The organism is Actinokineospora sp. HUAS TT18 (genome assembly GCF_051364635.1).
In the GTDB taxonomy this organism is placed as follows: domain Bacteria; phylum Actinomycetota; class Actinomycetes; order Mycobacteriales; family Pseudonocardiaceae; genus Actinokineospora.
In genome coordinates, this window is the sequence record NZ_CP195645.1 from 1,855,104 (window position 1) to 1,879,267 (window position 24,164).

The window sequence follows — 24,164 nt, forward strand, 5'->3', positions numbered from 1 at the left end:
GTGGACGAGGTTCTGCTGAGGAGCCTCACCCCGGGCGTGCTCGGAATCCTCGTCCGCCGCGGAGCCGACTTCGCGGCGGCCGAGGACGCCGTGCAGGACGCCCTGGTCGAGGCGCTTCGCGTGTGGCCGGCCGATCCGCCGCGGGACGCGAAGGGCTGGCTGGTCACCGTGGCGTGGCGCAAGTTCCTCGACGCGACCCGCGCGGACGTCGCCCGGCGACGACGTGAGGATCTTGTCGAGGCGGAGCGAGGCTCGCCGAGCGACCATGACACCGAGCCCGCACCTATTCCTTCTGTGGACGACACGCTCCAGCTGTATTTCCTGTGCGCCCACCCGTCATTGACGCCGTCGTCGGCGGTCGCGCTCACCCTGCGCGCCGTCGGCGGGCTGACGACGCGCCAGATCGCCGAGGCGTACCTGGTGCCCGAGGCGACGATGGCGCAGCGCATCAGCCGGGCCAAGCGCACTGTCTCGGACGTGCGGTTCGACCAGCCCGGCGACGTCGCCACCGTGCTGCGCGTCCTCTACTTGGTCTTCAACGAGGGCTACTCCGGCGACGTCGACCTGGCGGTCGAGGCGATCCGGCTCACCCGGCAGCTCGCCGTCGCGATCGATCACCCCGAGGTGGCCGGGCTGCTCGCGCTCATGCTGCTCCACCACGCCCGGCGCACGGCCAGGACCACTGCGGACGGCAGCCTGGTCCCGCTCGCCGAGCAGGACCGCGGCCGGTGGGACACCGCGTCGATCGCCGAGGGCGTCGAGATCCTGCAAGCCGCCCTCGCGCGTGACCAGTTGGGCGAGTTCCAGGCCCAGGCCGCCATCGCGGCACTGCACGCCGACGCGCCCACCGCCGACGAGACCGACTGGGTGCAGATCGTCGAGTGGTACGACGAACTCGCGCGCCTGACCGACAGCCCAGTCGTCCGGCTCAACCGCGCGGTGGCCGTCGGCGAGGCCGATGGCGCCCGCGCGGGCCTGGCGGCACTCGCGGCGCTGGACGACTCACTGCCCCGCCACACCGCGGTGGCGGCCTACCTCCACGAGCGCGACGGCGACCTCGCCGCGGCGGCCCGGCTGTACGCCGAGGCCGCGATGAAGGCACCCAACCTCGCCGAGCGCGACCACCTGAACCGGCAGGCGGCCCGGCTCAACACTCAAGGCTCGAACCGGTAGCCCATCCCGGCCTCGGTGATCAGATGCCGGGGGTGGGCCGGGTCCGCTTCCAGCTTGCGCCGCAACTGCGCCAGATAGACCCGCAAGTACTGCGTCTCGCCCACATAGGACTCGCCCCACACCTCACGCAGCAACTGCTTCTGCGCCACCAGCTTCCCGGGATGCCGCACGAGGATCTCCAGCAGCCCCCACTCGGTCGGCGTCAGGTGCACCTCGCCGTCGCCGCGGTGCACCTTCTTCGCGCCGAGGTCCACGGTGAAGCTCTCGGTGACCACGACCGGCGCGTCCTCGCCCACCGACGACCGCCGGACCGCCGCGCGGAGCCTGGCCAGCAGCTCGTCCATCCCGAACGGCTTGGTCACGTAGTCGTCGGCGCCCGCGTCGAGCGCGTCGACCTTGCGCACCGACTCGGTCCGCGCCGACAGCACGATGATCGGCACCGACGACCACCCCCGCAGGCCCTCGATCACCGCCACCCCGTCGATGTCCGGCAGCCCGAGATCCAGCACCACCACGTCCGGATGCTTGTCCGCGGCGACCCGCAACGCCGTGCGCCCGTCCGCCGCCGTCACGACCTCGTACCCGCGCGCCGACAGGTTGATCCGCATCGCACGGACGATCTGCGGCTCGTCGTCGACCACGAGGACCCTCGTCATCCGTTCCCCCAGTTCGGGCGCCATGGCCCCAGTCTGCCCCGACCCGGGCGCCCCGCAACGCGACCTTTACGCGACCTTGACGACCGGCACACCAGGTGAGTCCAAGTCCAGCTGCCGCGCGTCCCGGTCGAACCGCCACCACGGCCGGAAGTAGTCCGCGTCGTCGACGTCGTCGAGGTGGTGGAAGACCGAGATCGCCGCGGTCACCGGCCACACCAGCGAGGCCGCCGCCATCGCGATGACGCCCCAGAACCGGTAGACCTGCACGATGTACCAGATGTTCTGGAACTTGTTGAGCCACCGGTACTTCCCGACGAACCACACCTGCTCCTCCGGCCGCGACGGCATCCGCGTCCCCAGCGCGTAGTAGTCCCGCACGTCGCGCCAGAACCCGACCGGGCCGGGGTTGCCCCAGTGCTCGGCGTGCACGCGCCGGGCCACGGCCAGGCCCCAGATCTTGCGGACCGGCGCGGTCAGGAACCAGCCGATCGCGACCACGGTGTAGGTGAACAGGCTCATCCAGAGCAGCTGCGCCGCGTATAACGCCACGAGCAGCAGGAACAGCGGCACCGCGATGCGCGGCCAGCTGTGCCTGCGGCGGCGTGCCTTCCGCAGGTCGATGAACGGTCGGCGGGCCGCGCACGCCGCCTCGTCGTAGCCGACATCCGCGGCGCGCAGCACCACGACACCGGTCCACACCAGGTGCAGGAAGCTCGCGCCGACCACCACGAAACCCAGCCACAACCAGTGCAGATGAATGAACAGCCAGCCCTGCATTGGACACCCCTCTCGTCGATGACCCCAGCATCACGCAAATCCGGACACACTGTCAAGACACTCTGTCCGGACACTGCGTCCAGACGTCTCGTTCGCTACGATCCGAGGCATGCCGTCAGTCACCCGACCCACCCCGTCCAGCAGGCAGGACCGCCGCGCCGCGCTCGAGAAGCGCGTACTGGAGGCGACAGAACAGCTGGTCAACGAAGGGGTGAGCTTCACCGAGCTCAGCGTCGAGCGGCTCGCGGCGATGGCAGGCATCTCCCGGTCGACCTTCTACGTGCACTTCGAGGACAAGGGCGACCTCGCCCGCCGCCTGGCCCGCACGGTGCTCGCGGAGCTGGCCGAGGTGTCCGGCGGCTGGTGGGGCGAGGCCGACGACGCCGACCGCGACCGTTTGCGCGCCGCGCTGGGCGCGATCATCGACGTCTACCGCCGCCGCGGCGCCGCGTTCACCGCCGTGGTCGAGACCGCCGCCTACGACCCCGCCGTCGGCCTCGAACTGCGCGGCCTCACCGGCGGCCTGATCGACGCCACCCGCGCGGCCATCGAACGCGGCCAGGCCGCGGGCGTCATGCGCGCGGTCGAACCCGCCGAGACCGCCGCCGTGCTGACCTGGATGGTCGAACGCGCCGGCTACCAGCTCGTCCGCGGCGCCGACGACGCGGCCACGGCGAAGATCGTCGACGTGCTCACCGACATCATCTGGTCCACCCTGTACCGACTCGACTGACCACATACAGGCTGGTCTGTATTCTGTGCGCGTGGAGAAGGTCCGGCGTACCCAGGAGGAACGCAGCGCGTCCATGCGCCAGCGGCTGCTCGACGCGACGATCGAGTGCCTGGTGACCTACGGCTACTCCGGCACCACGACGTCCAAAGTGGCCGAACTGGCCGGGGTCACCCGCGGCGCGCAGGTCCACCACTTCCCCACCAAGGCCGACCTGGTCACCGCGGCGGTCCGCCACCTCGCCATCAAGCGCGCGGAGTTCACCTTCGCCCGCCTCGACCGCCTGCGCGGCTCCGACGATCTCATCGGCGCGGGGCTCGACCTGCTGTGGGAATCCCACCAGGGCCCCGTCTTCGCCGCGACGATGGAGCTGTGGGTCGCCTCCCGCACCGATCCGGAGCTCCGCCGCCAGGTGTCCACAATGGAATCGCTGGCGGCCACCAGCTTCACCGAGTTCGACCGGGAGCTCTTCCCCGGGTTCGCGGGTCACCCGAAGGTCCGCCACTTCGTCTACACCGCGATGGACACCGTCCGCGGCATCCTGATCAGCAGCTTCGTCGTGGCCGACGACGAGGTGATGGCCCAGCGCTGGCAGCGAGCCCGCACTCACCTGCGCCAACTCGCCCAGGAGATCTTCGAGGACCTGCACGCCGACCACGCGTAGCCGATCCACCTCTCAGCCCTACCCCAGTGACCGCCGCCACATCCGCGGCCCCTCCGTCGCCCCTTGATAAATACATGCCGGATTGTATCTTAGTGGCGAGGCGAGGAGGAGTTCATGCCGAACAAGGCCTATGTCATCGGCGTCGGGATGACGAAGTTCGAGAAGCCCGGCCGCCGAGAGGGCTGGGACTACCCGCAGATGGCGCGCGAGTCCGGCACCAACGCGCTCGCGGACGCCGGGATCAGCTACGACCAGGTCGAACAGGCCTACGTCGGCTACGTCTACGGCGAGTCCACCGCGGGCCAACGCGCCATCTACGAGCTCGGCATGACCGGCATCCCGGTGGTCAACGTCAACAACAACTGCTCCACGGGCTCCACCGCCCTCTACCTCGCCGCGCAGGCTGTCCGCTTCGGCCAGGCCGAGGTGGCGCTCGCGCTCGGGTTCGAGAAGATGCAGCCCGGTTCGCTCGGCGCGACGTTCACCGACCGCGAGCAGCCCATGGCCAAGCACCTGAACGCGCTGGCCGAGATCTCCGAGGTGCTGTTCCCGCCCGCGCCGTGGATGTTCGGGGCCGCGGGCCGCGAGCACATGGTCAAGTACGGGACCACGGCCGAGCAGTTCGCCAAGATCGGCGAGAAGAACCACCGCCACTCCGCGAACAACCCCTACGCCCAGTTCCAGGACGTCTACACCCTCGACGACATCCTCGCCTCGAAGATGATCTACGACCCGCTGACGAAGCTGCAGTGCTCCCCCACCTCCGACGGCTCCGGCGCGGCGATCATCGCCAGTGAGTCCTTCGTGGACAGGCACAGCCTCGCGGGGCAGGCCGTGGAGATCGTGGGCCAGGCGATGACCACCGACTTCCGGTCCACTTTCGACGGTTCGGCGAAGAACATCGTCGGCTACGACATGAACGTCCAGGCCGCTCGGAAGGTCTACGACCAGTCCGGCCTCGGGCCCGAGGACTTCCAGGTCATCGAGCTGCACGACTGCTTCTCGGCCAACGAGTTGCTGCTCTACGAGGCGCTCGGCCTCTGCGGCGAGGGCGAGGCCGGGTCGCTGATCGACAGCGACGACACCACCTACGGCGGCCGGTGGGTGGTCAACCCGTCGGGCGGGCTGATCTCCAAGGGCCACCCGCTGGGCGCCACCGGCCTGGCGCAGTGCGCCGAGCTGACCTGGCAGCTGCGCGGCACCGCCGACAAGCGCCAGGTCGACAACGTCACCGCCGCTCTGCAGCACAACATCGGACTCGGCGGCGCCGCCGTCGTCACCGCCTACCAGCGCGCCGAGCGCTGACCAACCCGAAGGAGACCACCATGGGCAGCGTCAACGCGTCGGTCGAGCTGGCCGCGACGCCGGACAAGGTGTGGGCGCGGTTCGCCGACCCCAACAGCTTCGAGAAGTGGCTGACCATCCACACCAAGTGGAAGGGCGACGTGCCTGCCGAGTTCGCGGTGGGCACCAAGGTCGCCGAGGTCGTCACGATGCTCGGCATGGCCAACACCATCGAGTGGACGGTCCAGGAGTACGCGGCACCGTCGAACCTGGTCATCTCCGGCACCGGCATGGCAGGCGTGCAGGTCAAGTTCCGGCTGAGCGTGGAGCCGTCCGGCACGGGCTCGGTGGCCACGATCGACGCGGAGTTCACCGGCCAGATGATCGTGGGCGCGCTGGGCAAGGCCGTGGAGAAGGACGCCAAGGCCAACCTGGACAAGTCGCTGGCCAACTTCGCCGAACTGGTCGGCTGACGTGGCCGACGCCTTCGACAAGAGCGGCCTGGACGTCTGGACCGAGGAGACCCGGTTCGAGGTGACCCGGGAACGCCTGGCGCAGTACGCGGCGGCGACCAACGACCCGATCCCGGCGCACGCCGCGGGCGATGTGGCGAGCCCGGTGTTCGCGATCGTGCCGGTGTTCCAGTCGCTGATGGAGCCCGCGCTGGACGTGGTGCCGCTGTCGCTGCTGGGCCGGATCGTGCACGGCGAGCAGGACTTCCGCTTCCACCGCCCCATCCGCCCCGGCGACACCCTGGTGGCGCGCGGCAAGATGACCGGGTGGGTCGGCCAGGAGAACGGCACGGCCGCCACGGTCTACCTGGAGTGCCGCGACGGCGCCGGTGAGCTGGTCAACGAGCAGCACGTGACGTTCTTCGTGCGCGGCTTCGACACCGGCGACACCGTCGGCGAAGCGGCCCCGCCCCACAGGTTCGACGAGTCGCTGCGCGCGCGGGACCCGGTCGCGACCGTCGCACAGCACATCGATGACGACCAGACGTTCCGCTACGGCCCGGCCGCGGGCGACCCCATGCCCATCCACCTCGACGAGCAGGTCGCGCGCGACGCCGGTCTGCCCGGCATCATCGCGCACGGCCTGTGCACCATGGCGTTCACGTCGTGGGCCGTGCTGACCGAGGTGGCTGGGTCCGATGTGTCGCGCCTGAAGCGCCTGGCTGTGCGCTTCGCCAAGCCGGTGCTGCCCGGCCAGGACCTCACGACCCGGATCTGGCGGTCGGGCACCCACTACGCGTTCGAGACCACCGTCGGCGACACGGTCGTCATCAAGGACGGCCTCGCCGAGATCGAGGAGAGCTGATGGGCACGCTGGAAGGCCGCATCGCCGTCATCACCGGGGCGGGCCGCGGGATCGGCCGCGAACACGCGCTGCTGTTCGCGCGCGAGGGCGCGGCCGTCGTGGTCAACGACCTCGGCGGCGGCAACGACGGCGCGGGCTCCGACGCCGGACCCGCCCAGGAGGTCGTCGACGAGATCACCGCGGCGGGCGGCCGGGCCGTGGCCAACACCGACAACGTGGCCGAGTGGGCGGGCGCCAAGGCGCTGGTCGAGCAGGCGGTCGCCGAGTTCGGCGGGCTCGACGTCGTGGTCAACAACGCGGGCATCCTGCGCGACGCGTTCATGGCCGGGGTCGAGGAGTCGCAGTGGGACTCGGTGATCGCGGTGCACCTCAAGGGCCACGCCGCCGTGCTGCACCACGCCGCCGCGTACTGGAAGGCGCAGGCCAAGGCAGGCACCCCGCGCGGCGCGTCGGTGATCAACACCGCGTCGGCGTCCGGGGTGACGGTACCCAACCCCGGCCAGGGAAACTACGGCGCGGCCAAGGCCGGGATCGCCGCGCTGACCCTGGTCGCGGCCGCCGAGTTGGAGCGATACGGCGTGCGGGTCAACGCGATCGCCCCGATCGCCCGGACCCGGCTCACCTTGGCCACCCCGGGCATGGGCGCTCTCTTCGCCCAGGAGGTGGAGGAAGGCGAGTTCGACGCGTTCTCCCCCGCCAACATCGCCCCGCTGGTGGCCTATCTGGCGGCGGAGAAGTGCCCGCACACCGGCCAGGTGTTCGCCGTGCAGGGCGGCGCGATCCAGCGGCTCCAGGGCTGGACGGTCGCCGAGTCAACCGAGACCGACGGGCCGTGGACCATCGGTGACATAGACGCGCGCCTCGCGGCTTGGGCCTGAAGTCCGGATGAAAACCGGTCGCGGGCTGGGTTACGTTCTCCCCGGCTGATCAGTCCCACGCCGAGGAGTCCGATGTCGACCGGTCCACGCGACGACCTGACCAGCTATGTCGGCCGTGAGCGGGAACTGGCGGAGGCGACCGGTCTGCTCGGCGAGAGCAGGCTGGTCACGCTGACCGGGTCCGGCGGGGTGGGCAAGACCCGCCTCGCCATCCGGATCACGCGCGCGCTCGCGCCGGACTACGCCGACGGCGCGGTGCTCGCCGAACTGGCCGACGCCCGCGACCCGGCCTTGGTCGCCGCGGCGGTGGCCAACGCGCTGGGCCTGCGGGCGCTGTCCGGCCGCCCGACGCTGGAACTCGTGGTCGACCACCTGCGGAACCGGCGGACGCTGGTGGTGCTCGACAACTGCGAACACCTCCTCGACGCGGCGGCGGCCTTCGCCTCGACCCTGCTCGCCGAGTGTCCCAAGGTGACGGTGCTGGCCACGAGCAGGCAGTCGCTCGGCGCGGAGGGCGAGCGGGTCCTGCCGGTCCCGCCGCTGCCGGTGCCCGACGTGGCCGCGCCCGCCGCCGAGGTGGCGGCGTGTGACTCGGTGCGGCTGTTCACCGACCGGGCCACCGCGGTGCTGCCGTCGTTCGAGGTGACCGACGAGAACCGGGCGGCGGTCGTGGCGCTGACGCGGCGGCTCGACGGGGTGCCGCTGGCGATCGAGCTGGCCGCGGCGCGGGTGCGGTCGCTGTCGCCGGAGCAGATCCTGTCCCGGCTGCGGCTGCCGATCCTGACCTCCGGCGCGCGGACGGCGCCGCACCGCCAGCAGACGCTGCGCGCCACGATCGACTGGAGCCACGACCTGTGCACGCCCGCCGAACGGCTGGTGTGGGCGCGCGCGTCGGCGTTCTCCGGGTCGTTCGACCTGGAGGCCGCCGAGTTCGTCTGCGGCGGCGAAGGCGTGACCGAAGCCGAGGTCCTCGACCTTGTCGACGCCCTGCTCGACAAGTCGGTGCTGATCCGCGAGGACCACGGCGACCAACTGCGCTACCGGATGCTGGAGACCCTGCGCGAGTACGGCCGCGAGCGGCTCGCGGGTGAGGTCGACCGAGTGGCCCGGCGGCACCGCGACTGGTACCAGCGGGTGGCGGGCGGGTTCGCCGCGGGCTGGCTCGGCAGTGATCAACTCCGGTGGCTTTCGCGGCTGCCCCGGGAGCTGCCGAACATCTGGCTGGCGCTGGAGTACTGCGTCAGCACGCCGGGCGAGGCCGCGACCGCGATCCGCGTCCTGGACGGCATCCGGCCGTACTGGACGATCTACGGCCACATGAACGAGGTCCGCCGCTTCCTGGGCCGCGCCGTCCCCCAACTGGATCCAGACCAGCCCGAATACCGCATCGCGACCTGGATCGACGGCTTCCTGGCCGCCCTGCGCGGCGACGCCGAGACCGGCGGCAAGCAGCTGATGCGCGCCCAGGAACTCGCCGAAGTGGCAGGCGACGACGCCGTGGCCGCCGAGGTCGCGTTCGCCGCCGGGATGGGCCTGTTCCTCGGCGACCTGGCCGCTCAGGCGATCCCGTTCCTGGACAAGGCGTTGGCCATCTACCGCGAGCACGCGTTCTTCGAGGGCGAGGTGAACGCGCTCTGCTTCGGCGGCTTCGCCTACGGTTTCAACGGCGATGTCGCCACCGCGACCGCGCTGCTGGACGAGTGCGTCGCCCGCAGCGAGGCCGCGGGCGAGATCTACTTCCGCGGCTGGGCGATGTGCGCGCTGGGCTACGTCAACCTGGAGGCCGACCGCGCCGCTGACGCCGAGCGGTACGCCAAGCAGTCCCTGCGCTACAGCTCGGCGACGGGCGCGCTGTTCATCGTCGCGGCCACCGTGCACCTGCTGGCGTGGACGGCGACCAGGGAGGGCCGCTTCGGCCGCGCGGTCACCCTGTTCGGCGCCGCCGACGTCATCTGGGCGCAGATCGACCTGCAGGCCCGCTCGTTCCCGATCTGGGTGTCGCGTTTGGACAAATACGAGGCGCTGACCAAGCAGGCACTGGGCGCCGCGGCCTACGACGAGAACTACAGCCGCGGCCGAGCGATGTCGATGGCGCAGGCGGTCACCTACGCCATCGACGACCGCCTCCCGGCCACCGCCCCGGTCGAGCGCGGCGTGCTGACCCCGCGCGAACACGAGATCGCACGCCTGGTGGCGCGCGGCATGACCAACCGGGAGATCGCAGCCCGGCTGGCCATCGCCCAGCGCACCGCCGAGACCCACGTCGAGCACATCCTCACGAAGCTCGATGCGAGCAACCGCGCCCAGATCGCGGCTTGGGTGGCCGGTCAGTCCTGAGCCGGGATGACGACCGTGCCCGAGGCACGGGTCGCCACGATCGGCGGGTCGAGCACGTCGGCGGCCGAGTCGCCGCGCTCCGGGGCCGAGCGGCAGACCACCCGGACCTCGAAGTCCATCCCCCGCGAGCGCGTCCCGATCCGAGTCAGCGTCGCGGTGCCCTCGATGACGTCCCCGGCGCGGATCGGCGCCAGGAACTCGACGTTCGAGTAGCCCGCGAACAGGCCCTCGTCGCCGTCGGTCTGGATGCACATCTCCGTGGCGAGGTCGCCGAACATGCCCAGGCCGTAGGCGCCGTCGACCAGGTTGCCGCCGTAGTGGGCGTGGGAGTGCGGCACGTAGTGGCGGTGGGTGACGGTGAAGCCGACCTCGCGGGTCATGCGTGGACTTCCTTTCGCTGGCTGATGGCGTGGACGAGGTAGGAGGCGACCTCACCGGGGGTGGTGCCGCGGCCGAAGACCCGGTCGACGCCGAGTTCCCCGGCCATGAGCGGGTCGAAGCGCGGGCCGCCCGCGATGAGCAGAGGACAGCGTTCGCCCATGGCCTCGCGGAACGCCGCCGACATCTCCTGGGTGTTGAGAATGTGCGCGTCGCGCTGGGTGACGACCTGGGAGACGAGGACGGCGTCGGCCTTGTCGGCGCGGGCGGCCTTGACCAGTTCGGGGACCGAGACCTGGGCGCCGAGGTTCACCACGCGCAGCTCGCGGTAGTACTCCAGGCCCTTCTCCCCCGCGAAGCCCTTGATGTTGAGGATCGCGTCGATGCCGACGGTGTGCGCGTCGGTGCCGATGCAGGCGCCGACGACAACCATCTTGCGGCGCAACGTCTTCTTGATGGTGCTGTTGACGTCCGACGGCGGCAACAGCGGGTACTCCCGCTCGACCACCTTCACCTCGTCGAGGTCCACGATGTGCTGCACGGAGCCGTAGACGACGAAGAAGGTGAAGTCGGCGCCGATGGGGTGCGAGTGCACGACCATCGCCGGGTCCATGCCCATCTTGTTCGCCAACTGCTGCGCGGCACCGTCCGCGCGTGGCCCGAACGGGACGGGCAGCGTGAACGACAGCTGCGCCATCCCGTCGCCCGTGGTGTCGCCGTAGGGGCGGACGTACCGCTTCTTCTTGGGCTCTTCGGTGGTGGTCATGTTGAGTGCCTCATCGAGCGTCGGGTGGGTGGGGCTTCGCTCTGTGTTGATGGTTCGCTCGCAAGCTCGCTCACGCCGCTCCCTCGTCGAGCAGGGTGGTGGCGGGGTTGAGGTAGCCGTCGGCCTTCTCGATGACGCCGTCGGCGCCCTTGCCCTTGTGCGCGGGCCGCTTCATCAGGCCGAACGTGCCGTCGGCGATCGCGTTGAGCAGGCCGTCGTCCACGATCCGGTCGAGCAGGTCGACGGCCTCGCCGAGCACCTGGTGGGCGCGTTTGACGATCAGCCCGTCCGGCGCGGGCCGGAAGTCCTCGCGCAGGTTTCCAGCCGCTTCCAGCACGTACCGGACATTGGCCAGCGCCAGGTCGCGGTCGGACAGGAACGGCGTCACGACGGCCTCGGTCATCATCCCGACCAGCAGGATCGACTGTCCGGTGAGGACACCGGCGAGGTTGAAGAACCCGTCGAGCAGGTAGCCGTTGAACACGTCGCCGGTCATGTGCTTGGTCGGCGGCATCCACTTCAGCGGCGCGTCGGGGAACAGCTCGCGGGCCAGCAGCGCGTGCGCCAGCTCCAGCCGGAACGAGTCGGGCACCTTCGGGTTGATCTCGAAGGCGTGGCCGAGGCCGAGCAGGTCGTCGGTCAGCCCGGCCTCGTGCGCGAAGTGCTCGTTGAGCAGTTGCGAGACGGTGACGGTGTGCGCGGCGTCGACGGCGTCGGCGGTGGTGAGGTAGTTGTCCTCGCCGGTGTTGATGATGATGCCCGCGCGCGCGTGGACCTGGCGGGCGAAGCGCTGGTCGACGAACGTGCGGATCGGGTTGATGTCGCGGAACAGGATGCCGTACATCGAGTCGTTGAGCATCATGTCGAGCCGTTCCAGGCCCGCGAGCACCGCGATCTCGGGCATGCACAGGCCGGAGGCGTAGTTGGTCAGGCGCACGTAGCGGCCGACCTCCTTGGACACCTCGTCCAGCGCGGCGCGCATGATGCGGAAGTTCTCCTGCGTGGCGTAGGTGCCCGCGAACCCGTGGTGCGTGGCGCCTTCCGGCACGTAGTCCAAAAGGGACTGTCCGGTGGAGCGGATCACCGCGATGATGTCGGCGCCCGCGCGCGCGGCGTTGGCGGCCTGCACCACGTCCTCGTCGATGTCGCCGGTGGCGACGATGAGGTAGATCCACGGCCGCTGCGGCGGGTCGCCGAGCTTGGTGACCAGCTTCGCGCGCTGCGCCTTGTTGCGGTCGACCGCCCGCAGCCCCTTGGCGACGGCGGTGCGCGCCAGCTTCGCCGACCCGGCGGCGGCGCGGCCGGTGGGGATCGTGAACTGGATCTGCCCGGCCGCGGTGGCCTCGGCCAGCTCGGTCAGGCTGCCCAGGTCGTGCTCGCGCAGCGCGTGGAACACCGGCAGCGCGACGCCGTGCTCCAGGCCGCAGTGCTCGCGAACGGTGTCCACGACGCGGTTGACCCATGGCACGTCGCCGGCGCGGTGGGTGGTGTCGGCGCCGGTGATGCCCGCCAGCCGCAGCGTCGCGCGTTCCACCGCGACGGTGGTGTGGGCCCGGGCGATGTCGATCACCGGCGCGGCGGCCTTGGCGGCCAGCCCGCGCGCGGTGGCCACGACATCGGGGTCGAGGTCAAGCAGGGCCACGATGGTGCTCCTCGCGGTCGAAACGGTCGAAGATCGGGTGCCCGCGCAGGACGGTGCGAAGGCAGGCGGGCAGGTCCGCGCCGGGGTGCAGCGGCGGGAGCGCGGGCACGCGGGAGCGCGGGTCGGTCGACCAGCGCTGCACGCGGCTGTCGGCGGTGGCGCTGACCAACTCGGGGGCGTCCCAGATGGCGTAGGTGGCGGGCGCGCCGGGCTGGAGGGTGCCGGTCAGGCCGTCGTCGACCCCGGCCGCGCGCCAGCCGCCGCGGGTGTGGGCGGTGAACGCGGCGCGCGGGGACAGGCCGTGGCCGTCGGTGCGGTGGTGCACGGCGGCCTGGACGGTGGCCCACGGGTCGACCCGGGTGACCGGCGCGTCCGAACCCAGCGCGAGGATCACCCCGGCCGCGGCGAGGCGGGAGAACGGGTTGAGCAGCGTGCCGCGCTCCCCCAGCCGCTCGACGTACATGCCGTCGGCGCCACCCCACGCGGCGTCGAACAACGGCTGCACCGACGCCACGACGCCCCACTGGCCGAGTCGCTCGGCCTGCTCGGCGGTGACCATCTCCAGGTGTTCGAGCCGGTGCCGGGCACCCGCGAGCGCTTCCCGGCCGACGGTCTTCTCCGCGATGGCGAACCCGTCGATCACCTCGGCGACGGCGCCGTCGCCGATGACGTGGAACCCGGCCTGGATGCCCGCCTCGGTGCACACCCGCAGGTGTTCGCCGATCGCGGCGGCGTCGAGGTAGAGCGCGCCGGAGGTGTCGGGCCGGTCGGTGTAGGGGTGGCAGAGGGCGGCGGTGCGGGAGCCGATCGCGCCGTCGACGAACAGGTCGCCCGCCAGGCCGCGCGCGCCCTTGGCGGTGGCCAGGTCGGCGGGGCCGCGCTCGCCCCAGTAGCCGACGACCTCGGGTCCGCCGATGCGGGCGAGCAGGTCGGCGAAGTCGTCGGCGCCGGAGATGTCCGGCCCGGCGCACTCGTGTACCGACGCGATGCCCATGGACGCGGCGTGGTCAAGGAACGCGGTCTGTGCGTCCGCGCGCTGCGCCGGGGTGATGGCCGCTCGCGCGGCGCGGCGGACGCGGTGGTGGGCGTCCTTGGTGAGCGGGCCGTCCTCACTGAAGCCGTCGGCGCCTCGTGCGTGGTCGAGCAGCGCGGAGCTGACCAGCGCGGAGTGCACGTCGATGCGCGAGAGGTACAGCGCGGCGCCCTCGGCGGCGGCGTCGAGTTCGGCGCGGGTCGGCGGGCGGCGCTCCGGCCACTTCGTCTCGTCCCAGCCGTGGCCCCAGATCAGCTGGTCGCCGCTGGTGCGCACGTGCGCGCGGATCGCGTCGAGGCACTCGGTGAGCGACGCGCAGGCCGTCAGGTCGAGGCCGGTGCGCAGCAGGCCCGCCGAGGTGGCGTGCACGTGGGCGTCGACGAAGGCGGGTGCGACGAACGCACCCGCCAGGTCGACGACCGTGTCCGCGTTCTCGTAGAGCGTGCGGCCGACGGAGTCCTGGCCGAGCCACACCACGATGCCGTCCTCAACTGCCATCGCCGTGGCGTGGGGGTCGACTGGGGAGTGGATGTTGCCGCCGGTCAGGAGTGTCCGAGCAGGCACAGAGCGCGTCGTCATAGTGGCTGAGTCTGCCGCTCTCGGGCCTCGAACAGGGCGCGCACCCCTGGCTCGGCGCGGATCAGGTCGAGGGCGAAGGCGGCGTGACCAGGCACGTAGCCGTTGCCGACGAGCATCCGGACGTCGGCGGCGAGCCCTTCGGCGCCCAGGGCGGCCGCGGAGAACGACGTGGCCATGGAGAAGAAGATGACCGTGCCGCCGTCGGCGGTGGCCAGGATCGCGCCGTGCTCGCAGCCGGGCACGTCCACGCAGACCACGGTGACGTCGACCGGCTCGCCGACCGCCTCGGCGACCGCGACGGGGTTGCGGGCGTCGGCGATCACGACCTCGTCGGCCAGCCCGGCGTCGCGGACCGCGTCGGCCTCGGCCTCGAACGGCACGAGCGCCACGATTCGTCCCGCACCCGCGCGCCGGGCCGCGACCAGCGACAACGACCCCGACTTGCCGCCGCCACCGAGGACGCAGACGGAGGCACCCTGACCTGCGGCGCGGACGACACGGTCGGTCAGCGCGGGGGCGCCGCACACGTCGAGGACGCTCAGCGCGAGTTCGTCGGGCAGGTCGTCGGGCAGGACGGCGGCGATGGAGCGGCCGAACAGCACGGCGGTGCCCTGGCAGGGCACCTGCTCGCTGGTGCCGTCCCAGTCGACCAGGCCGTCGGTGATGCGCAGCGGGGTCAGGGTCAGCGAGACCAGCGTGGCCACGCGGTCGCCGACCTTGAGCCCCAGCGGCGACTCGGGGCCGACCGCGCGGACGGTGCCGAGCAGCATCCCGCCGGACCCGGTCACCGGGTTCTGCATCTTCCCGCGCGCCGCGACGATCGCCAGGACGGCGGCCTTGAGTTCTTCCCCGGTGCCGTGTTCCTCACGCAGCTGCCGGTAGGAGGCGGCGTCGAGGTTCAGCCGTTCGACGTCGAGGACGACCTCGTCGACGGCCGGGGTGGGGTCGGGATCGAGCCGTTGTGCCTGCTGAGGCAGCACACCAGCGGGCTCGAGCACGCGGTGTAGCCCGAAAGGCGACACAAAGCGAGCCTCCGTCACATCGACCTCCGTAAGATTTACGCTATCCAAGTCGTATGGCAGCATATCTTTACGCCACCCGAACGGCGAGGAGCACATATGACTGCGCTGAGTGTTGCAGCGACTGGGCCGGAGATCCCGGCGACGACGGTGTCCGACGCGGTGCACCAGGCCGGAGGCCAGCCCTACGAGTACGTCCGCAGGGAACTGGTCGAACCCGACTGGCGCCGCTTCCCCGGCTGGGAGCACGTCACCGAGACACAGTGGCGCGACGCGCAGTGGCAGCGGGTCAACTGCGTGAAGAACACCCGCCAGCTGCGCGCGGTGGTCGGCGACCTGCTCGGTGACTCGTTCTACGAGGAACTGGCCGCCGACCAGGAGCAGCTGGCGACCATGTCCATGCTGATCCCGCCACAGATGCTCAACACGATGGCGCCGACCGCGTCGCCCGCGGACTTCACCGAGGCGTTCTTCGCCGACCCGATCCGCCGCTACATGCTGCCGGTCCGGTCCGACCGCGACCCGGAGTGGCCGTCCCACCCGCACTCGGAGCGTGACTCGCTGCACGAGGCGGAGATGTGGGTCGTGGAGGGCTTGACCCACCGGTACCCGACGAAGGTGCTGGCGGAGATGCTGTCGACGTGCCCCCAGTACTGCGGGCACTGCACCCGGATGGACCTGGTCGGCAACTCGACCCCGCAGGTGGAGAAGCACAAGCTGACCCTCAAGCCGGTCGACCGCTACGACCAGATGATCGACTACTTGAAGCGCACCCCCGGCGTCCGCGACGTGGTGGTGTCCGGCGGCGACGTGGCGAACGTGCCGTGGAAGCAGCTGGAACTGTTCCTGATGCGCCTGCTGGACATCGAGACGGTCCGCGACATCCGCCTGGCCACCAAGGCGCTGGCGGGCCTGCCCCAGCACTGGCTCCAGCCGAGCGTCGTCGAGGGCTTGGAACGCGTGGCCCGCACGGCGGCGCGTCGCGGGGTCAACCTGGCGATCCACACCCACGTGAACCACGTCCAGTCGGTGACCCCCTTGGTCGCCGAGGCGGCCCGAACCGCCTTGGAGGTCGGCGTCCGCGACGTCCGCAACCAGGGCGTCCTGATGCGCGGCGTCAACGCCACCCCCGAGGCGCTGCTCGACCTGTGCTTCGCGCTGCAGGGCGAGGCGAACATCCTCCCGTACTACTTCTACATGTGCGACATGATCCCCAACGCCGAACACTGGCGCGTGGCGGTCTGGGAGGCACAGGAACTTCAGCACGCGATCATGGGCTACCTGCCCGGTTACGCCACCCCACGCATCATCTGCGATGTGCCGTACGTGGGGAAGCGATGGGTGCACCAGCTCGCGGAGTACGACCGGGAGTTGGGAATCTCGTACTGGACGAAGAACTACCGGGCGGGCACGGAACGGATGGAGGCCGAGGAGGCCGCCGCGATCCTCAACCGCCGCTACCCGTACTACGACCCGATCTCGACGCTCGGGCAGACGGGCCAGAAGTTCTGGCAGGAGAACCCGAACCACCAGGCGTAGTAGGTAGATAGACAACGAAGGTCAAACCGCCCCGGCCATTCGGCCGGGGCGGTTTGGCCATACTTGAATGAGCCAGTCCTCTCTAGCGGTGTCGCCTGCTCCCGTACTGCCCGTCTTCCAGTAGACGGAAATCCCAAACGCCCCAACCGCGGGAAGTCTCACCGTGATGTCACTGGGAGCGCCAGTGAGACAGCCAAGAGTCACATCGCGCACACTCGTCCTGAAGTCGCCCGTGTATGCCTTCATCCAGTCGTCTTGCCTCGAGGGTTCCGCGGACCACTGTTGAAACACAACGTGCGGCTCGGCCAGCTCGTGGGAACAGAAGAAGACAACACCGCCGTCGCCGGAGAAGGCGATGTCCTGAGTCGGCTGAGCCGCGATCAACGGCGACAAGGACGCCAGGCCGTCCGGTTCGACGAGCACAAACTGCCGAAAGTCGGCCATGACTTCCAGGCTGACCTCATACTGGATCAACGCTGACACTCGACGCACCTTCCCTGACACTCGTGAGCCGGAACACTGCGCCACGCCTGGTCCAGCGGGCGCGGATAGGCCGATCGGCGGACAACGTCCGTCGTGGCCTGTGGACAGGCACTTTCCCACTACCCCACCCATGCGCAAGACTCTCGCTCCCAGAGCCGCCATACCCAAGCGGCCGACGGACACAGAGGGAGTTGGGCGTGCTCATCCGTAAAAGGGCACTCGCGGTCACATTGGCCGTCGTCGCCGCCGCGGGGGTGGTCAGCGGGTCCGGGATCGCCTCGGCGCAGGCGCTGCCCCGAACCGAGACAGACATCGCCGACCAGTTGCGGGCGATCCCCGGGCTGACCGTCACCGAAGCCACCCCACCAGCGGGCTACCGCTTCTTCCTGCTCACCTACCGCCAGCCCGCGGACCACCGCAACCCCAATGGCCAGCAGTTCGAGCAGCGCCTCCAGCTGCTCCACAAGGCCACCGACCGGCCGATGATCCTGCACACCACCGGCTACAACATGCGCACCACCCCGTTCCGCTCCGAGCCCACCCGGCTCGTCGACGGCAACCAGATCTCGGTGGAGCAGCGCTTCTTCGAGCCGTCCCGGCCCGCGCCCGCCGACTGGGACGACCTGAACATCTGGCAGGCCGCCACCGACCACCACCGCATCGTCGCCGCGCTCAAGCCGGTCTTCTCGAAGAAGTGGATCTCCACGGGTGCCAGCAAGGGCGGCATGACCTCGGTCTACCACCGCCGGTTCTACCCGCAGGACGTCGACGGTGTCGTCGCCTATGTCGCGCCGAACGACAAGATCAACCGTCTCGACGGCGCGTATGACGCGTTCTTCAAGACCGTCGGCAACGACCCGGCGTGCCGTGCCCGGCTCGACGGGGTGCAGCAGGAGGCGCTCAAGCGGCGCACCGAGATGGTGGCGAAGTACCAGGCCGCGGCCGACGCCGAGGGGCTGACCTTCACCCAGGCGCTCGGGTCGATCGACAAGGCCTTCGAGATGGTCGTGCTCGACACCGTGTGGGCGTTCTGGCAGTACTCGAAGGAGGCCGACTGCGCGAACGTGCCCGCGGCCACCGCCACCACCGATGAGCTCTACACCTTCATCGACAACGTCGCGGGCTTCTCCTTCTACGCCGACCAGGGCATCCTCCCCTACGCCACCTACTACCGGCAGGCCGCGACCCAGCTCGGCTGGCCGTCGCTGAAGTTCGACCACCTGCGCGGGCTCACTCGCTACCCGGGCCTCTACCAGGCGAACTCCAGCCTGCCGCCGTCGCTGCGCGACCGGCACGACCCGTCGGCGATGCTCGACATCGACTCGTGGGTGCGCACGCGGTCCAGCCAGATGCTCTTCGTCTACGGCCAGAACGACCCGTGGGGTGCCGAGCCGTTCTTCCCCAGCGCCAACGACTCCTACACCTACACCGCCCCGGGCGCCAACCACGGCGCGAACATCGCCGCGCTGGTCCCCGCGGAGCGCGACGCCGCCACGGCGACGCTGCTGCGCTGGGCGAACGTGACGACGCCGTCGGTGCTGTCGCGCACGGACAGCACGGACAGCACGGACAGCACGGACAGCACGGACAGCACGGACAGCACGGACAGCACGGACAGCGTTCTTGACCTGAACGAGCTCGACCTCGCGGACCCGCGCAACGAGCGGCGCCCGCTGTAGTCGCCATCGGCGGCCCGGCCCCCGGCCGGGCCGCCGAACTTCCTCGGTCGGACGTGTCGAAACCGGACTCCGGCGTTCGACGCGGTGTCGTGGCAGGCTCGCCACCGAGGAAGAAGGAGATCCGATGAGGTACATGGTTTTCGTCAACATGGCCGAGGACGTCGGCGCCCCGCCGCAGGCGCTGGTCGACGCCATGAGCGCGGAGATGACCAAGCTGTTCGCGGCGGGGTCGATGCTCGACGCGGGCGGCCTCTACAGCCAGTCCGAGTGCACCGAGGTCCGCCTGGCCGACGGCGCGGTGTCGGTCACCGACGGCCCGTACGCCGAGGCCAAGGAGGTCGTCGGCGGCTACGCGATCATCGAGGCGCGCTCGCACGAGGAAGCCGTGGAGGGCGCCCACCGGCTCATCCAGATCCACCGCGACCACTGGCCGAGCTGGGAGGGTTCGGTCCACGTGCGCCGCATCGCCGGGCCGGAGGACGGCCCGCCGCCGCGCGACTGACTTGATCCGATGGTGGCCGGGGTGCTCTGATCGTCCACTGTGGGCGACACACGGGAGTCCGACCGCGCGGTCGCGGCGGTGTGGCGGCACGAGTCGACGCGCCTGATCGCGGGCCTGGTCCGGATGACCCATGACGTGGGCCTGGCCGAGGACCTCGCGCAGGACGCACTCGTGGCCGCCGTCGAGCAGTGGGCCGGGTCGGGCGTGCCGGACAATCCGGGCGCCTGGCTCATGGCCGTGGCCAAGCGCCGCGCCGTCGACCATTTCCGGCGCGCCGAGACGCTGCGCCGCAAGACCGAGGAGCTGGGCCGTGACGCCGCCGAGTGGCACGTCCCGGACTTCGCCGCCGCCGTCGACTACATCGAGGACGACGTTCTGCGGCTGATGTTCATGACATGCCATCCGGTGCTGTCGACCGAGGCCCGCGTCGCGCTGACGCTGCGGCTGGTCGGCGGCCTGACCACCACCGAGATCGCCCGCGGCTTCCTGGCCAAGGACGCCACGATCGGCCAGCGCGTGTCCCGGGCGAAGAAGACGCTCACCGAGGCGCGCGTCGAGTTCGACCTGCCGACCGGCCCCGACCGGCGCGAACGCCTCGCCGCGGTGATGGGCGTGATCTATCTGGTGTTCAACGAGGGCTACTCGGCCACTGCGGGCGACGACTGGATGCGCCCCGCGCTGTGCGAGGAGGCGATGCGGCTGGCCCGCATCCTGGCCCACCTCGCCCCCGACGAACCCGAGGCGCACGGCCTGCAGGCGTTGCTGGAGATCCAGGCGTCGCGCACCGCGGCCCGCACCGGCGCCGACGGCAAGCCGGTCCTGCTGCTCGACCAGGACCGCTCCCGCTGGGACCGCCTGCTCATCCGCCGCGGCCTCGACGCGCTCGACCGCGCCGACAAGCTCGACGCCCCCGTCGGCCCGTACGTCGTCCAGGCCGCCATCGCCGCCTGCCACGCCCGCGCGGCGCGGGCCGACGACACCGACTGGACGCGGATCGCGGGCCTCTACGACGTGCTCGGGCAGGTCGCGCCCAACCCGGTGGTCGAGGTCAACCGCGCTGTCGCCCATGGCATGGCGTTCGGCCCGGAAGCCGGGCTCGCGGTGCTCGAACCGGTCGAGGCGGGCCAGGCGTTGGCCGGATACCACCTGTTGGCCAGCGTGAAGGGTGACTTGCTCGGCAAGGCGGGCCGCCGGGCGGAGGCCAGGGCCGAGTTCGAGCGAGCCGCGGCGCTGACCGGCAACGCCCGCGAGCGTGACCTGCTGCTTCAGCGCGCCAAAGATTCTTCGTGATCGGTGTCGAAAGCGGCCGAGCCCGTCCGACGCACCGGTGACTGACCGATCCGACAAGGAGTACGACATGAGCACCGTGACTTCGGCCGACGGCACCACGATCGCCTACGAGACCCACGGCACCGGCCCCGCCCTGATCATCGTCGACGGCGCGCTGTGCCACCGCGAGATGGGCCCGAGCCGCGACGTGGCCAAGGAACTGGCCGACCGCTTCACCGTCTACTGCTACGACCGCCGCGGCCGCGGCCAGTCCTCCGACGCGGCGGACTACAGCGTGGACCGCGAGATCGAAGACCTGGCCGCCGTCATCGAGGCCGCAGGCGGGTCGGCCCACGTGGTCGGCTTCTCCTCCGGCGCCGCCCTGGCCTTGGCCGCCGCCGACCGCGGCCTCCCGATCACCCGCCTGGCCACCTACGAGGCGCCGTTCATCGTGGACGACTCCCGAGACCCGATCCCCGCGCACACCATCGCCGAGATGCAGGAACTGGTCGACGCCGACGAGCGTGGCGCGGCGGTCAAGAAGTTCATGCGGATGGTCGGGACACCGGGCATCTTCGTCACGATCATGCGCTTCACCCCGGTGTGGAAGAAGCTGACCGGGGTCGCCCACACGCTGCCGTACGACCTGTCCTTCGTGACGCCGAAGCAGGGCGGGCACCCGCTGCCCGCGGGCACCTACGCCAACGTCAAGGCGCCCACGCTCGTCCTGGAGGGCGGCAAGAGTCCACAGTGGATCCGGTCGGCGCAGGCCGCGGTCGCCGACGCGGTCGCGGGAGCGGAGCACCGGACGCTGCCGGGACAGACCCACATGGTCAAGGCGAAGGTCCTCGCGCCCGAACTGGCCGCGCACTTCACCACGGCCACGCGCGCGTAGTCAGCCCCGCGCGTCGAATTCGTCGCGGGCGGCGAGGATCTGGTGGACGTGGCCGTCAGCCCAGCGCTTCAGCCGGCGGACCACCTCCAGCAGTGACTCGCCCAGTGGCGTGAGCGCGTAATCCACCGTCACCGGGACGGTCGGCGTGACCGTTCGGGACACCAGCCCGTCCCGTTCCAGCGCGCGCAGGGTCTGGGTGAGCATCTTCTGACTCACCCCGGCCACCTGCCGTGCCACCTCGGAGTACCGCATGGCCGACCCGTGGTCCCCCAACGCGCACAGCACAAGCGTCACCCACTTGTCCGCCAGCCGATCCAGCACATGCCTGCTGGCGCAGGAAGCCAGGTAGGAGTCGAACTCGACTTTCGCGTGCGCCCGACGCTCGGCGGCCGTCATCGTCCCCATCCGCACCTCTCCCTCAGTTACGCACTTTCAGGTGCCTACTTCCCGGAAGAGAGCAACTCCCCCAAGGTTGTTCGTAAGAGAGCGTACAACCTTCAGGGAGCAGCCATGCGTGCCGCAGTCGTCCGCGACCAGGCGATCGAGTTCATCGACGTGCCGACCCCCGACCCCGGCCCGGGCGAGATCCGCGTCCGCGTCGCCGCGGCGGGCGTCAACCCGGTCGACATCCAGACCGTCGACGGCGTCTACCGCGCCCTGGGCTGGATCACCCAGCCCGATCACGTCGGCCTCGGCTGGGACGTCGCGGGCATCGTCACCGCGGCCGCCGCGGGCTTCAAGGTTGGTGACCGGGTCGCGGCCCTGTCCGCGGGAGTCGACAAGCCCCTCGGCCCCTACGCCGAGGAAGTCGTCGTCCCCGCGAGCGCGGCCGCGCTCGTGCCCGCCAACCTCGAACTGACCGAGGCCGCCACCGTCCCCCTCAACAGCCTCACCGCCGCGCAGGCGCTCGACCAGTTGGGCCCGGCGACCGGATCACTGCTGGTCACCGGCGCGGCGGGCGGCGTCGGCGGCTACGCGATCGCACTGGCCGCGCGCGCGGGCTGGCGGGTCACCGCGCTGGCCAGGCAGGCCGACCGCGACTTCGTCCTGGCCAACGGCGCGACCGACCTGCTCACCGCCCCGGAGGGCACCTTCGACGCGGTTCTCGACGCGGCCGTTCTCGGGGATGCCGCCGTGGCCCTGGTCCGCGACGGCGGCCACTACATGGGCGTCCAGCCGCCGCGGAAGCCGGAGGGCCACGGCCGAATCACCGTCGACGCCGTCCTCGTCCAGTCCGACGGCGCGACTCTTGCCGCCCTGCTCCAGGACACCGCCGACGGCACGCTGCCCGCCCGCATCAGCACGACCCTGCCACTGGACGAAGCCGCCGCCGCCCACAAAACCCTTGCGGCGGGCGGAACCCGAGGCAGGCTGCTGCTGATTCCATAAGCCGAATACCGCGACTGCTCTTGATTCCCTGAGCCGAGGCCGCGGCACCTCACCCGGTGCCGCGGCCCTCCTCATCCTCAGCGAGCGCCGCCCCCAACTTCTCCATCAGCGAAGCGCAAGCGGCCAGTTCCTCCACCGTGAACCGCGCCGCGACCCGGTTCGTGAAGGCGTGCTGGGCCGCGGTCATCCCGTGGATCGCCTTCCACCCGGCCTCCGACGGCTGGACCAGCTTGGCCCGCGCGTGCGCCGGATTCGGCAGATACTCCGCCAAACCCTTCTCCACCAGCAGATCCGCCGTCCGCTGCACGCTCTGCCGAGCCATCCCCATCTCCCGCGCGATGTCGGCGACAGACCGCGGCTGCTTCAGCACCCCGCCAAGGACCTGCCACCACGACGGTGTCAGCCCCTCCGGCAGCGAGATGTGTTCGGCGGCGCGGAGGAACGCGCCGTTGAGGTGGAAGGTGCGCATGATGATGTCGGTGAGCGCGTCGCCGCCGGGGGTTCGGGTCACGCGGTGATCTCCATCAGCCGGAAGAACCACTTCGGGTCGCCCGTCGCGTTGAGCTGGTACCAGGCGTCGAGCACGTCAGGAGCGTAGACGTCCAGCGCGCGGAACACCTCGACGGCGAACTCCAGCGGGCTCGCCGCGCCCGCGGTGATCACCCCGCCGTCGGACACCGCGCGCTCCGGCAGGAACCGGTCCTCCCCCGCATAAGCGTCCGCCATCGCCAACTGCTGCGGCGCGTTCCCTGTGTGAGCGCGCGAGTTCAGCAGACCGGCCGCCGCCAAACCGACCGTCGCGCCGCAGATCGCCGCCACCGGCTTGGCCTGGTCGAGCCGCCGCGTCGCCGCCGCGGCGAAGTCCTCATGCGCGCCCTCCATCCAGGAGTCCGCCCCGGGCAGCACCAACAGCGCCGCGCCGTCCACATCCGCGTCGGCGAGGACGAGGTCGGGCACGACAGTCAGCCCTCCCATCGTGGTGATCGGCGCCGAGGTCGACGCCACCGTCCGAACGCGGTACCGGCCCGGCGAGACCTGGAACGCCGGGTTCGCCAGCCCCGCCGTCACGTACCCGATCTCCCAGTCCGCGAGTCCGTCGTACACAGCCACAAGCACGTCTGAAGTCATGACAGAAGCCTGTCATATTGACAGAATGCTGTCAATACTTTCCCCGG

The 24,164-nt window shown here is 70.8% G+C and carries 25 protein-coding genes; 14 read left to right on the plus strand and 11 right to left on the minus strand.

Annotated elements, in window-relative coordinates:
• Entirely contained in the window at positions 1-1,173 is a 1,173-nt protein-coding gene (locus tag ACSHT8_RS08120; RefSeq protein WP_436499258.1) for an RNA polymerase sigma factor, read from the plus strand.
• On the opposite strand, the gene ACSHT8_RS08125 is transcribed toward ACSHT8_RS08120, so the two are convergent.
• Positions 1,155-1,829 carry a response regulator gene (locus ACSHT8_RS08125; protein ID WP_436502015.1) on the minus strand — a complete coding sequence of 225 codons (675 nt, stop codon included), beginning with the start codon at positions 1,827-1,829 and terminating at the stop codon, positions 1,155-1,157. The two genes, ACSHT8_RS08120 and ACSHT8_RS08125, sit on opposite strands and share 19 nt — an antisense overlap.
• Positions 1,830-1,895: 66 nt before the next feature.
• The gene (locus tag ACSHT8_RS08130; protein ID WP_436499260.1) at positions 1,896-2,606 is read right to left on the minus strand and encodes a hypothetical protein; all 711 of its coding nucleotides are present in this window, start codon (positions 2,604-2,606) and stop codon (positions 1,896-1,898) included.
• Positions 2,607-2,715: 109 nt separating this feature from the next.
• Between ACSHT8_RS08130 and ACSHT8_RS08135 the strand changes: the two genes are divergently transcribed.
• From ACSHT8_RS08135 to ACSHT8_RS08165, 7 genes are all read left to right on the plus strand, one after another.
• Complete coding sequence (locus ACSHT8_RS08135) at positions 2,716-3,339, plus strand: TetR/AcrR family transcriptional regulator (protein ID WP_436499262.1); 624 nt, start codon at positions 2,716-2,718, stop codon at positions 3,337-3,339.
• 31 nt (positions 3,340-3,370) lie between these two features.
• Positions 3,371-4,000 (plus strand): TetR/AcrR family transcriptional regulator, encoded by a 630-nt coding sequence (locus ACSHT8_RS08140; RefSeq protein ID WP_436499264.1) that lies wholly within the window; start codon positions 3,371-3,373, stop codon positions 3,998-4,000.
• 114 nt (positions 4,001-4,114) lie between these two features.
• Positions 4,115-5,305, plus strand: coding sequence for a lipid-transfer protein (locus tag ACSHT8_RS08145; RefSeq protein ID WP_436499266.1), 1,191 nt, complete (start codon positions 4,115-4,117; stop codon positions 5,303-5,305).
• Positions 5,306-5,325: 20 nt separating this feature from the next.
• Positions 5,326-5,757 (plus strand): type II toxin-antitoxin system Rv0910 family toxin, encoded by a 432-nt coding sequence (locus tag ACSHT8_RS08150; RefSeq protein ID WP_436499270.1) that lies wholly within the window; start codon positions 5,326-5,328, stop codon positions 5,755-5,757.
• Position 5,758: 1 nt separating this feature from the next.
• Positions 5,759-6,601, plus strand: coding sequence for a MaoC/PaaZ C-terminal domain-containing protein (locus tag ACSHT8_RS08155; protein WP_436499272.1), 843 nt, complete (start codon positions 5,759-5,761; stop codon positions 6,599-6,601).
• Positions 6,601-7,479, plus strand: a complete 879-nt coding sequence (locus ACSHT8_RS08160; protein ID WP_436499273.1) for an SDR family oxidoreductase — start codon at positions 6,601-6,603, stop codon at positions 7,477-7,479. Before ACSHT8_RS08155 ends, ACSHT8_RS08160 begins: the two co-directional genes overlap by 1 nt.
• 72 nt (positions 7,480-7,551) lie before the next feature.
• Positions 7,552-9,816, plus strand: coding sequence for an ATP-binding protein (locus tag ACSHT8_RS08165; RefSeq protein WP_436499275.1), 2,265 nt, complete (start codon positions 7,552-7,554; stop codon positions 9,814-9,816).
• On the opposite strand, the gene ACSHT8_RS08170 is transcribed toward ACSHT8_RS08165, so the two are convergent.
• The 5 genes from ACSHT8_RS08170 to ACSHT8_RS08190 all read right to left on the minus strand — a co-directional run bounded on the left by ACSHT8_RS08170 (position 9,807) and on the right by ACSHT8_RS08190 (position 15,212).
• Entirely contained in the window at positions 9,807-10,196 is a 390-nt protein-coding gene (locus ACSHT8_RS08170; protein ID WP_436499277.1) for a hotdog domain-containing protein, read from the minus strand. The two genes, ACSHT8_RS08165 and ACSHT8_RS08170, sit on opposite strands and share 10 nt — an antisense overlap.
• A complete protein-coding gene (locus ACSHT8_RS08175) occupies positions 10,193-10,960 on the minus strand; it encodes an OAM dimerization domain-containing protein (protein WP_436499279.1) in 768 nt (255 codons plus the stop codon). The genes ACSHT8_RS08170 and ACSHT8_RS08175 overlap by 4 nt, the downstream gene beginning before the upstream one ends.
• 70 nt (positions 10,961-11,030) lie before the next feature.
• Positions 11,031-12,602 carry a lysine 5,6-aminomutase subunit alpha gene (locus ACSHT8_RS08180; RefSeq protein WP_436499281.1) on the minus strand — a complete coding sequence of 524 codons (1,572 nt, stop codon included), beginning with the start codon at positions 12,600-12,602 and terminating at the stop codon, positions 11,031-11,033.
• Positions 12,589-14,214: an amidohydrolase gene (locus ACSHT8_RS08185; protein WP_436499283.1), complete on the minus strand. Its 1,626-nt coding sequence runs from the start codon at positions 14,212-14,214 to the stop codon at positions 12,589-12,591. The genes ACSHT8_RS08180 and ACSHT8_RS08185 overlap by 14 nt, the downstream gene beginning before the upstream one ends.
• A complete protein-coding gene (locus ACSHT8_RS08190; protein WP_436499285.1) occupies positions 14,211-15,212 on the minus strand; it encodes an L-erythro-3,5-diaminohexanoate dehydrogenase in 1,002 nt (333 codons plus the stop codon). The genes ACSHT8_RS08185 and ACSHT8_RS08190 overlap by 4 nt, the downstream gene beginning before the upstream one ends.
• 120 nt (positions 15,213-15,332) lie before the next feature.
• Between ACSHT8_RS08190 and ACSHT8_RS08195 the strand changes: the two genes are divergently transcribed.
• On the plus strand, positions 15,333-16,772 hold the full coding sequence (locus tag ACSHT8_RS08195) for a KamA family radical SAM protein (protein WP_436499287.1): 1,440 nt from the start codon (positions 15,333-15,335) through the stop codon (positions 16,770-16,772).
• 21 nt (positions 16,773-16,793) lie between these two features.
• Here the strand turns inward: ACSHT8_RS08195 and ACSHT8_RS08200 are convergent, their stop codons facing one another.
• Positions 16,794-17,255 carry a hypothetical protein gene (locus ACSHT8_RS08200; protein WP_436499289.1) on the minus strand — a complete coding sequence of 154 codons (462 nt, stop codon included), beginning with the start codon at positions 17,253-17,255 and terminating at the stop codon, positions 16,794-16,796.
• A 197-nt stretch (positions 17,256-17,452) separates the two neighbouring features.
• On the opposite strand from ACSHT8_RS08200, the gene ACSHT8_RS08205 reads away from it, so the two are divergent.
• The 4 genes from ACSHT8_RS08205 (at position 17,453) to ACSHT8_RS08220 (ending at position 21,600) form a co-directional block, all read left to right on the plus strand.
• Positions 17,453-18,934, plus strand: coding sequence for a S28 family serine protease (locus ACSHT8_RS08205; RefSeq protein ID WP_436499291.1), 1,482 nt, complete (start codon positions 17,453-17,455; stop codon positions 18,932-18,934).
• Positions 18,935-19,058: 124 nt separating this feature from the next.
• Complete coding sequence (locus tag ACSHT8_RS08210) at positions 19,059-19,436, plus strand: YciI family protein (protein ID WP_436499293.1); 378 nt, start codon at positions 19,059-19,061, stop codon at positions 19,434-19,436.
• A gap of 39 nt (positions 19,437-19,475) precedes the next feature.
• Positions 19,476-20,726 (plus strand): RNA polymerase sigma factor, encoded by a 1,251-nt coding sequence (locus ACSHT8_RS08215; protein ID WP_436499295.1) that lies wholly within the window; start codon positions 19,476-19,478, stop codon positions 20,724-20,726.
• Positions 20,727-20,793: 67 nt separating this feature from the next.
• A complete protein-coding gene (locus ACSHT8_RS08220; protein WP_436499297.1) occupies positions 20,794-21,600 on the plus strand; it encodes an alpha/beta fold hydrolase in 807 nt (268 codons plus the stop codon).
• Here ACSHT8_RS08220 and ACSHT8_RS08225 read toward each other — a convergent pair whose 3' ends face one another.
• On the minus strand, positions 21,601-22,005 hold the full coding sequence (locus ACSHT8_RS08225) for a winged helix-turn-helix transcriptional regulator (protein ID WP_436499299.1): 405 nt from the start codon (positions 22,003-22,005) through the stop codon (positions 21,601-21,603). It abuts the gene before it with no gap.
• Positions 22,006-22,110: 105 nt separating this feature from the next.
• On the opposite strand from ACSHT8_RS08225, the gene ACSHT8_RS08230 reads away from it, so the two are divergent.
• A complete protein-coding gene (locus ACSHT8_RS08230; protein WP_436499301.1) occupies positions 22,111-22,989 on the plus strand; it encodes an alcohol dehydrogenase catalytic domain-containing protein in 879 nt (292 codons plus the stop codon).
• Between the two features lie 49 nt (positions 22,990-23,038).
• Here the strand turns inward: ACSHT8_RS08230 and ACSHT8_RS08235 are convergent, their stop codons facing one another.
• Positions 23,039-23,500 carry a MarR family winged helix-turn-helix transcriptional regulator gene (locus ACSHT8_RS08235; protein ID WP_436499303.1) on the minus strand — a complete coding sequence of 154 codons (462 nt, stop codon included), beginning with the start codon at positions 23,498-23,500 and terminating at the stop codon, positions 23,039-23,041.
• Complete coding sequence (locus ACSHT8_RS08240; protein ID WP_436499305.1) at positions 23,497-24,117, minus strand: DJ-1/PfpI family protein; 621 nt, start codon at positions 24,115-24,117, stop codon at positions 23,497-23,499. The genes ACSHT8_RS08235 and ACSHT8_RS08240 overlap by 4 nt, the downstream gene beginning before the upstream one ends.
• Positions 24,118-24,164: the final 47 nt, after the last annotated feature.

What these genes read in the sequence shown, in the direction of transcription:
- ACSHT8_RS08125 (WP_436502015.1), bottom strand. Translation starts at nt 1,829, where the DNA reads ATGACGAGGGTCCTCGTGGTCGACGACGAGCCGCAGATCGTCCGTGCG.
- ACSHT8_RS08130 (WP_436499260.1), bottom strand. Translation starts at nt 2,606, where the DNA reads ATGCAGGGCTGGCTGTTCATTCATCTGCACTGGTTGTGGCTGGGTTTC.
- ACSHT8_RS08135 (WP_436499262.1), top strand. Translation starts at nt 2,716, where the DNA reads ATGCCGTCAGTCACCCGACCCACCCCGTCCAGCAGGCAGGACCGCCGC.
- ACSHT8_RS08145 (WP_436499266.1), top strand. Translation starts at nt 4,115, where the DNA reads ATGCCGAACAAGGCCTATGTCATCGGCGTCGGGATGACGAAGTTCGAG.
- ACSHT8_RS08150 (WP_436499270.1), top strand. Translation starts at nt 5,326, where the DNA reads ATGGGCAGCGTCAACGCGTCGGTCGAGCTGGCCGCGACGCCGGACAAG.
- ACSHT8_RS08160 (WP_436499273.1), top strand. Translation starts at nt 6,601, where the DNA reads ATGGGCACGCTGGAAGGCCGCATCGCCGTCATCACCGGGGCGGGCCGC.
- ACSHT8_RS08165 (WP_436499275.1), top strand. Translation starts at nt 7,552, where the DNA reads ATGTCGACCGGTCCACGCGACGACCTGACCAGCTATGTCGGCCGTGAG.
- ACSHT8_RS08170 (WP_436499277.1), bottom strand. Translation starts at nt 10,196, where the DNA reads ATGACCCGCGAGGTCGGCTTCACCGTCACCCACCGCCACTACGTGCCG.
- ACSHT8_RS08175 (WP_436499279.1), bottom strand. Translation starts at nt 10,960, where the DNA reads ATGACCACCACCGAAGAGCCCAAGAAGAAGCGGTACGTCCGCCCCTAC.
- ACSHT8_RS08185 (WP_436499283.1), bottom strand. Translation starts at nt 14,214, where the DNA reads ATGACGACGCGCTCTGTGCCTGCTCGGACACTCCTGACCGGCGGCAAC.
- ACSHT8_RS08195 (WP_436499287.1), top strand. Translation starts at nt 15,333, where the DNA reads ATGACTGCGCTGAGTGTTGCAGCGACTGGGCCGGAGATCCCGGCGACG.
- ACSHT8_RS08210 (WP_436499293.1), top strand. Translation starts at nt 19,059, where the DNA reads ATGAGGTACATGGTTTTCGTCAACATGGCCGAGGACGTCGGCGCCCCG.
- ACSHT8_RS08220 (WP_436499297.1), top strand. Translation starts at nt 20,794, where the DNA reads ATGAGCACCGTGACTTCGGCCGACGGCACCACGATCGCCTACGAGACC.
- ACSHT8_RS08225 (WP_436499299.1), bottom strand. Translation starts at nt 22,005, where the DNA reads ATGGGGACGATGACGGCCGCCGAGCGTCGGGCGCACGCGAAAGTCGAG.
- ACSHT8_RS08230 (WP_436499301.1), top strand. Translation starts at nt 22,111, where the DNA reads ATGCGTGCCGCAGTCGTCCGCGACCAGGCGATCGAGTTCATCGACGTG.
- ACSHT8_RS08240 (WP_436499305.1), bottom strand. Translation starts at nt 24,117, where the DNA reads ATGACTTCAGACGTGCTTGTGGCTGTGTACGACGGACTCGCGGACTGG.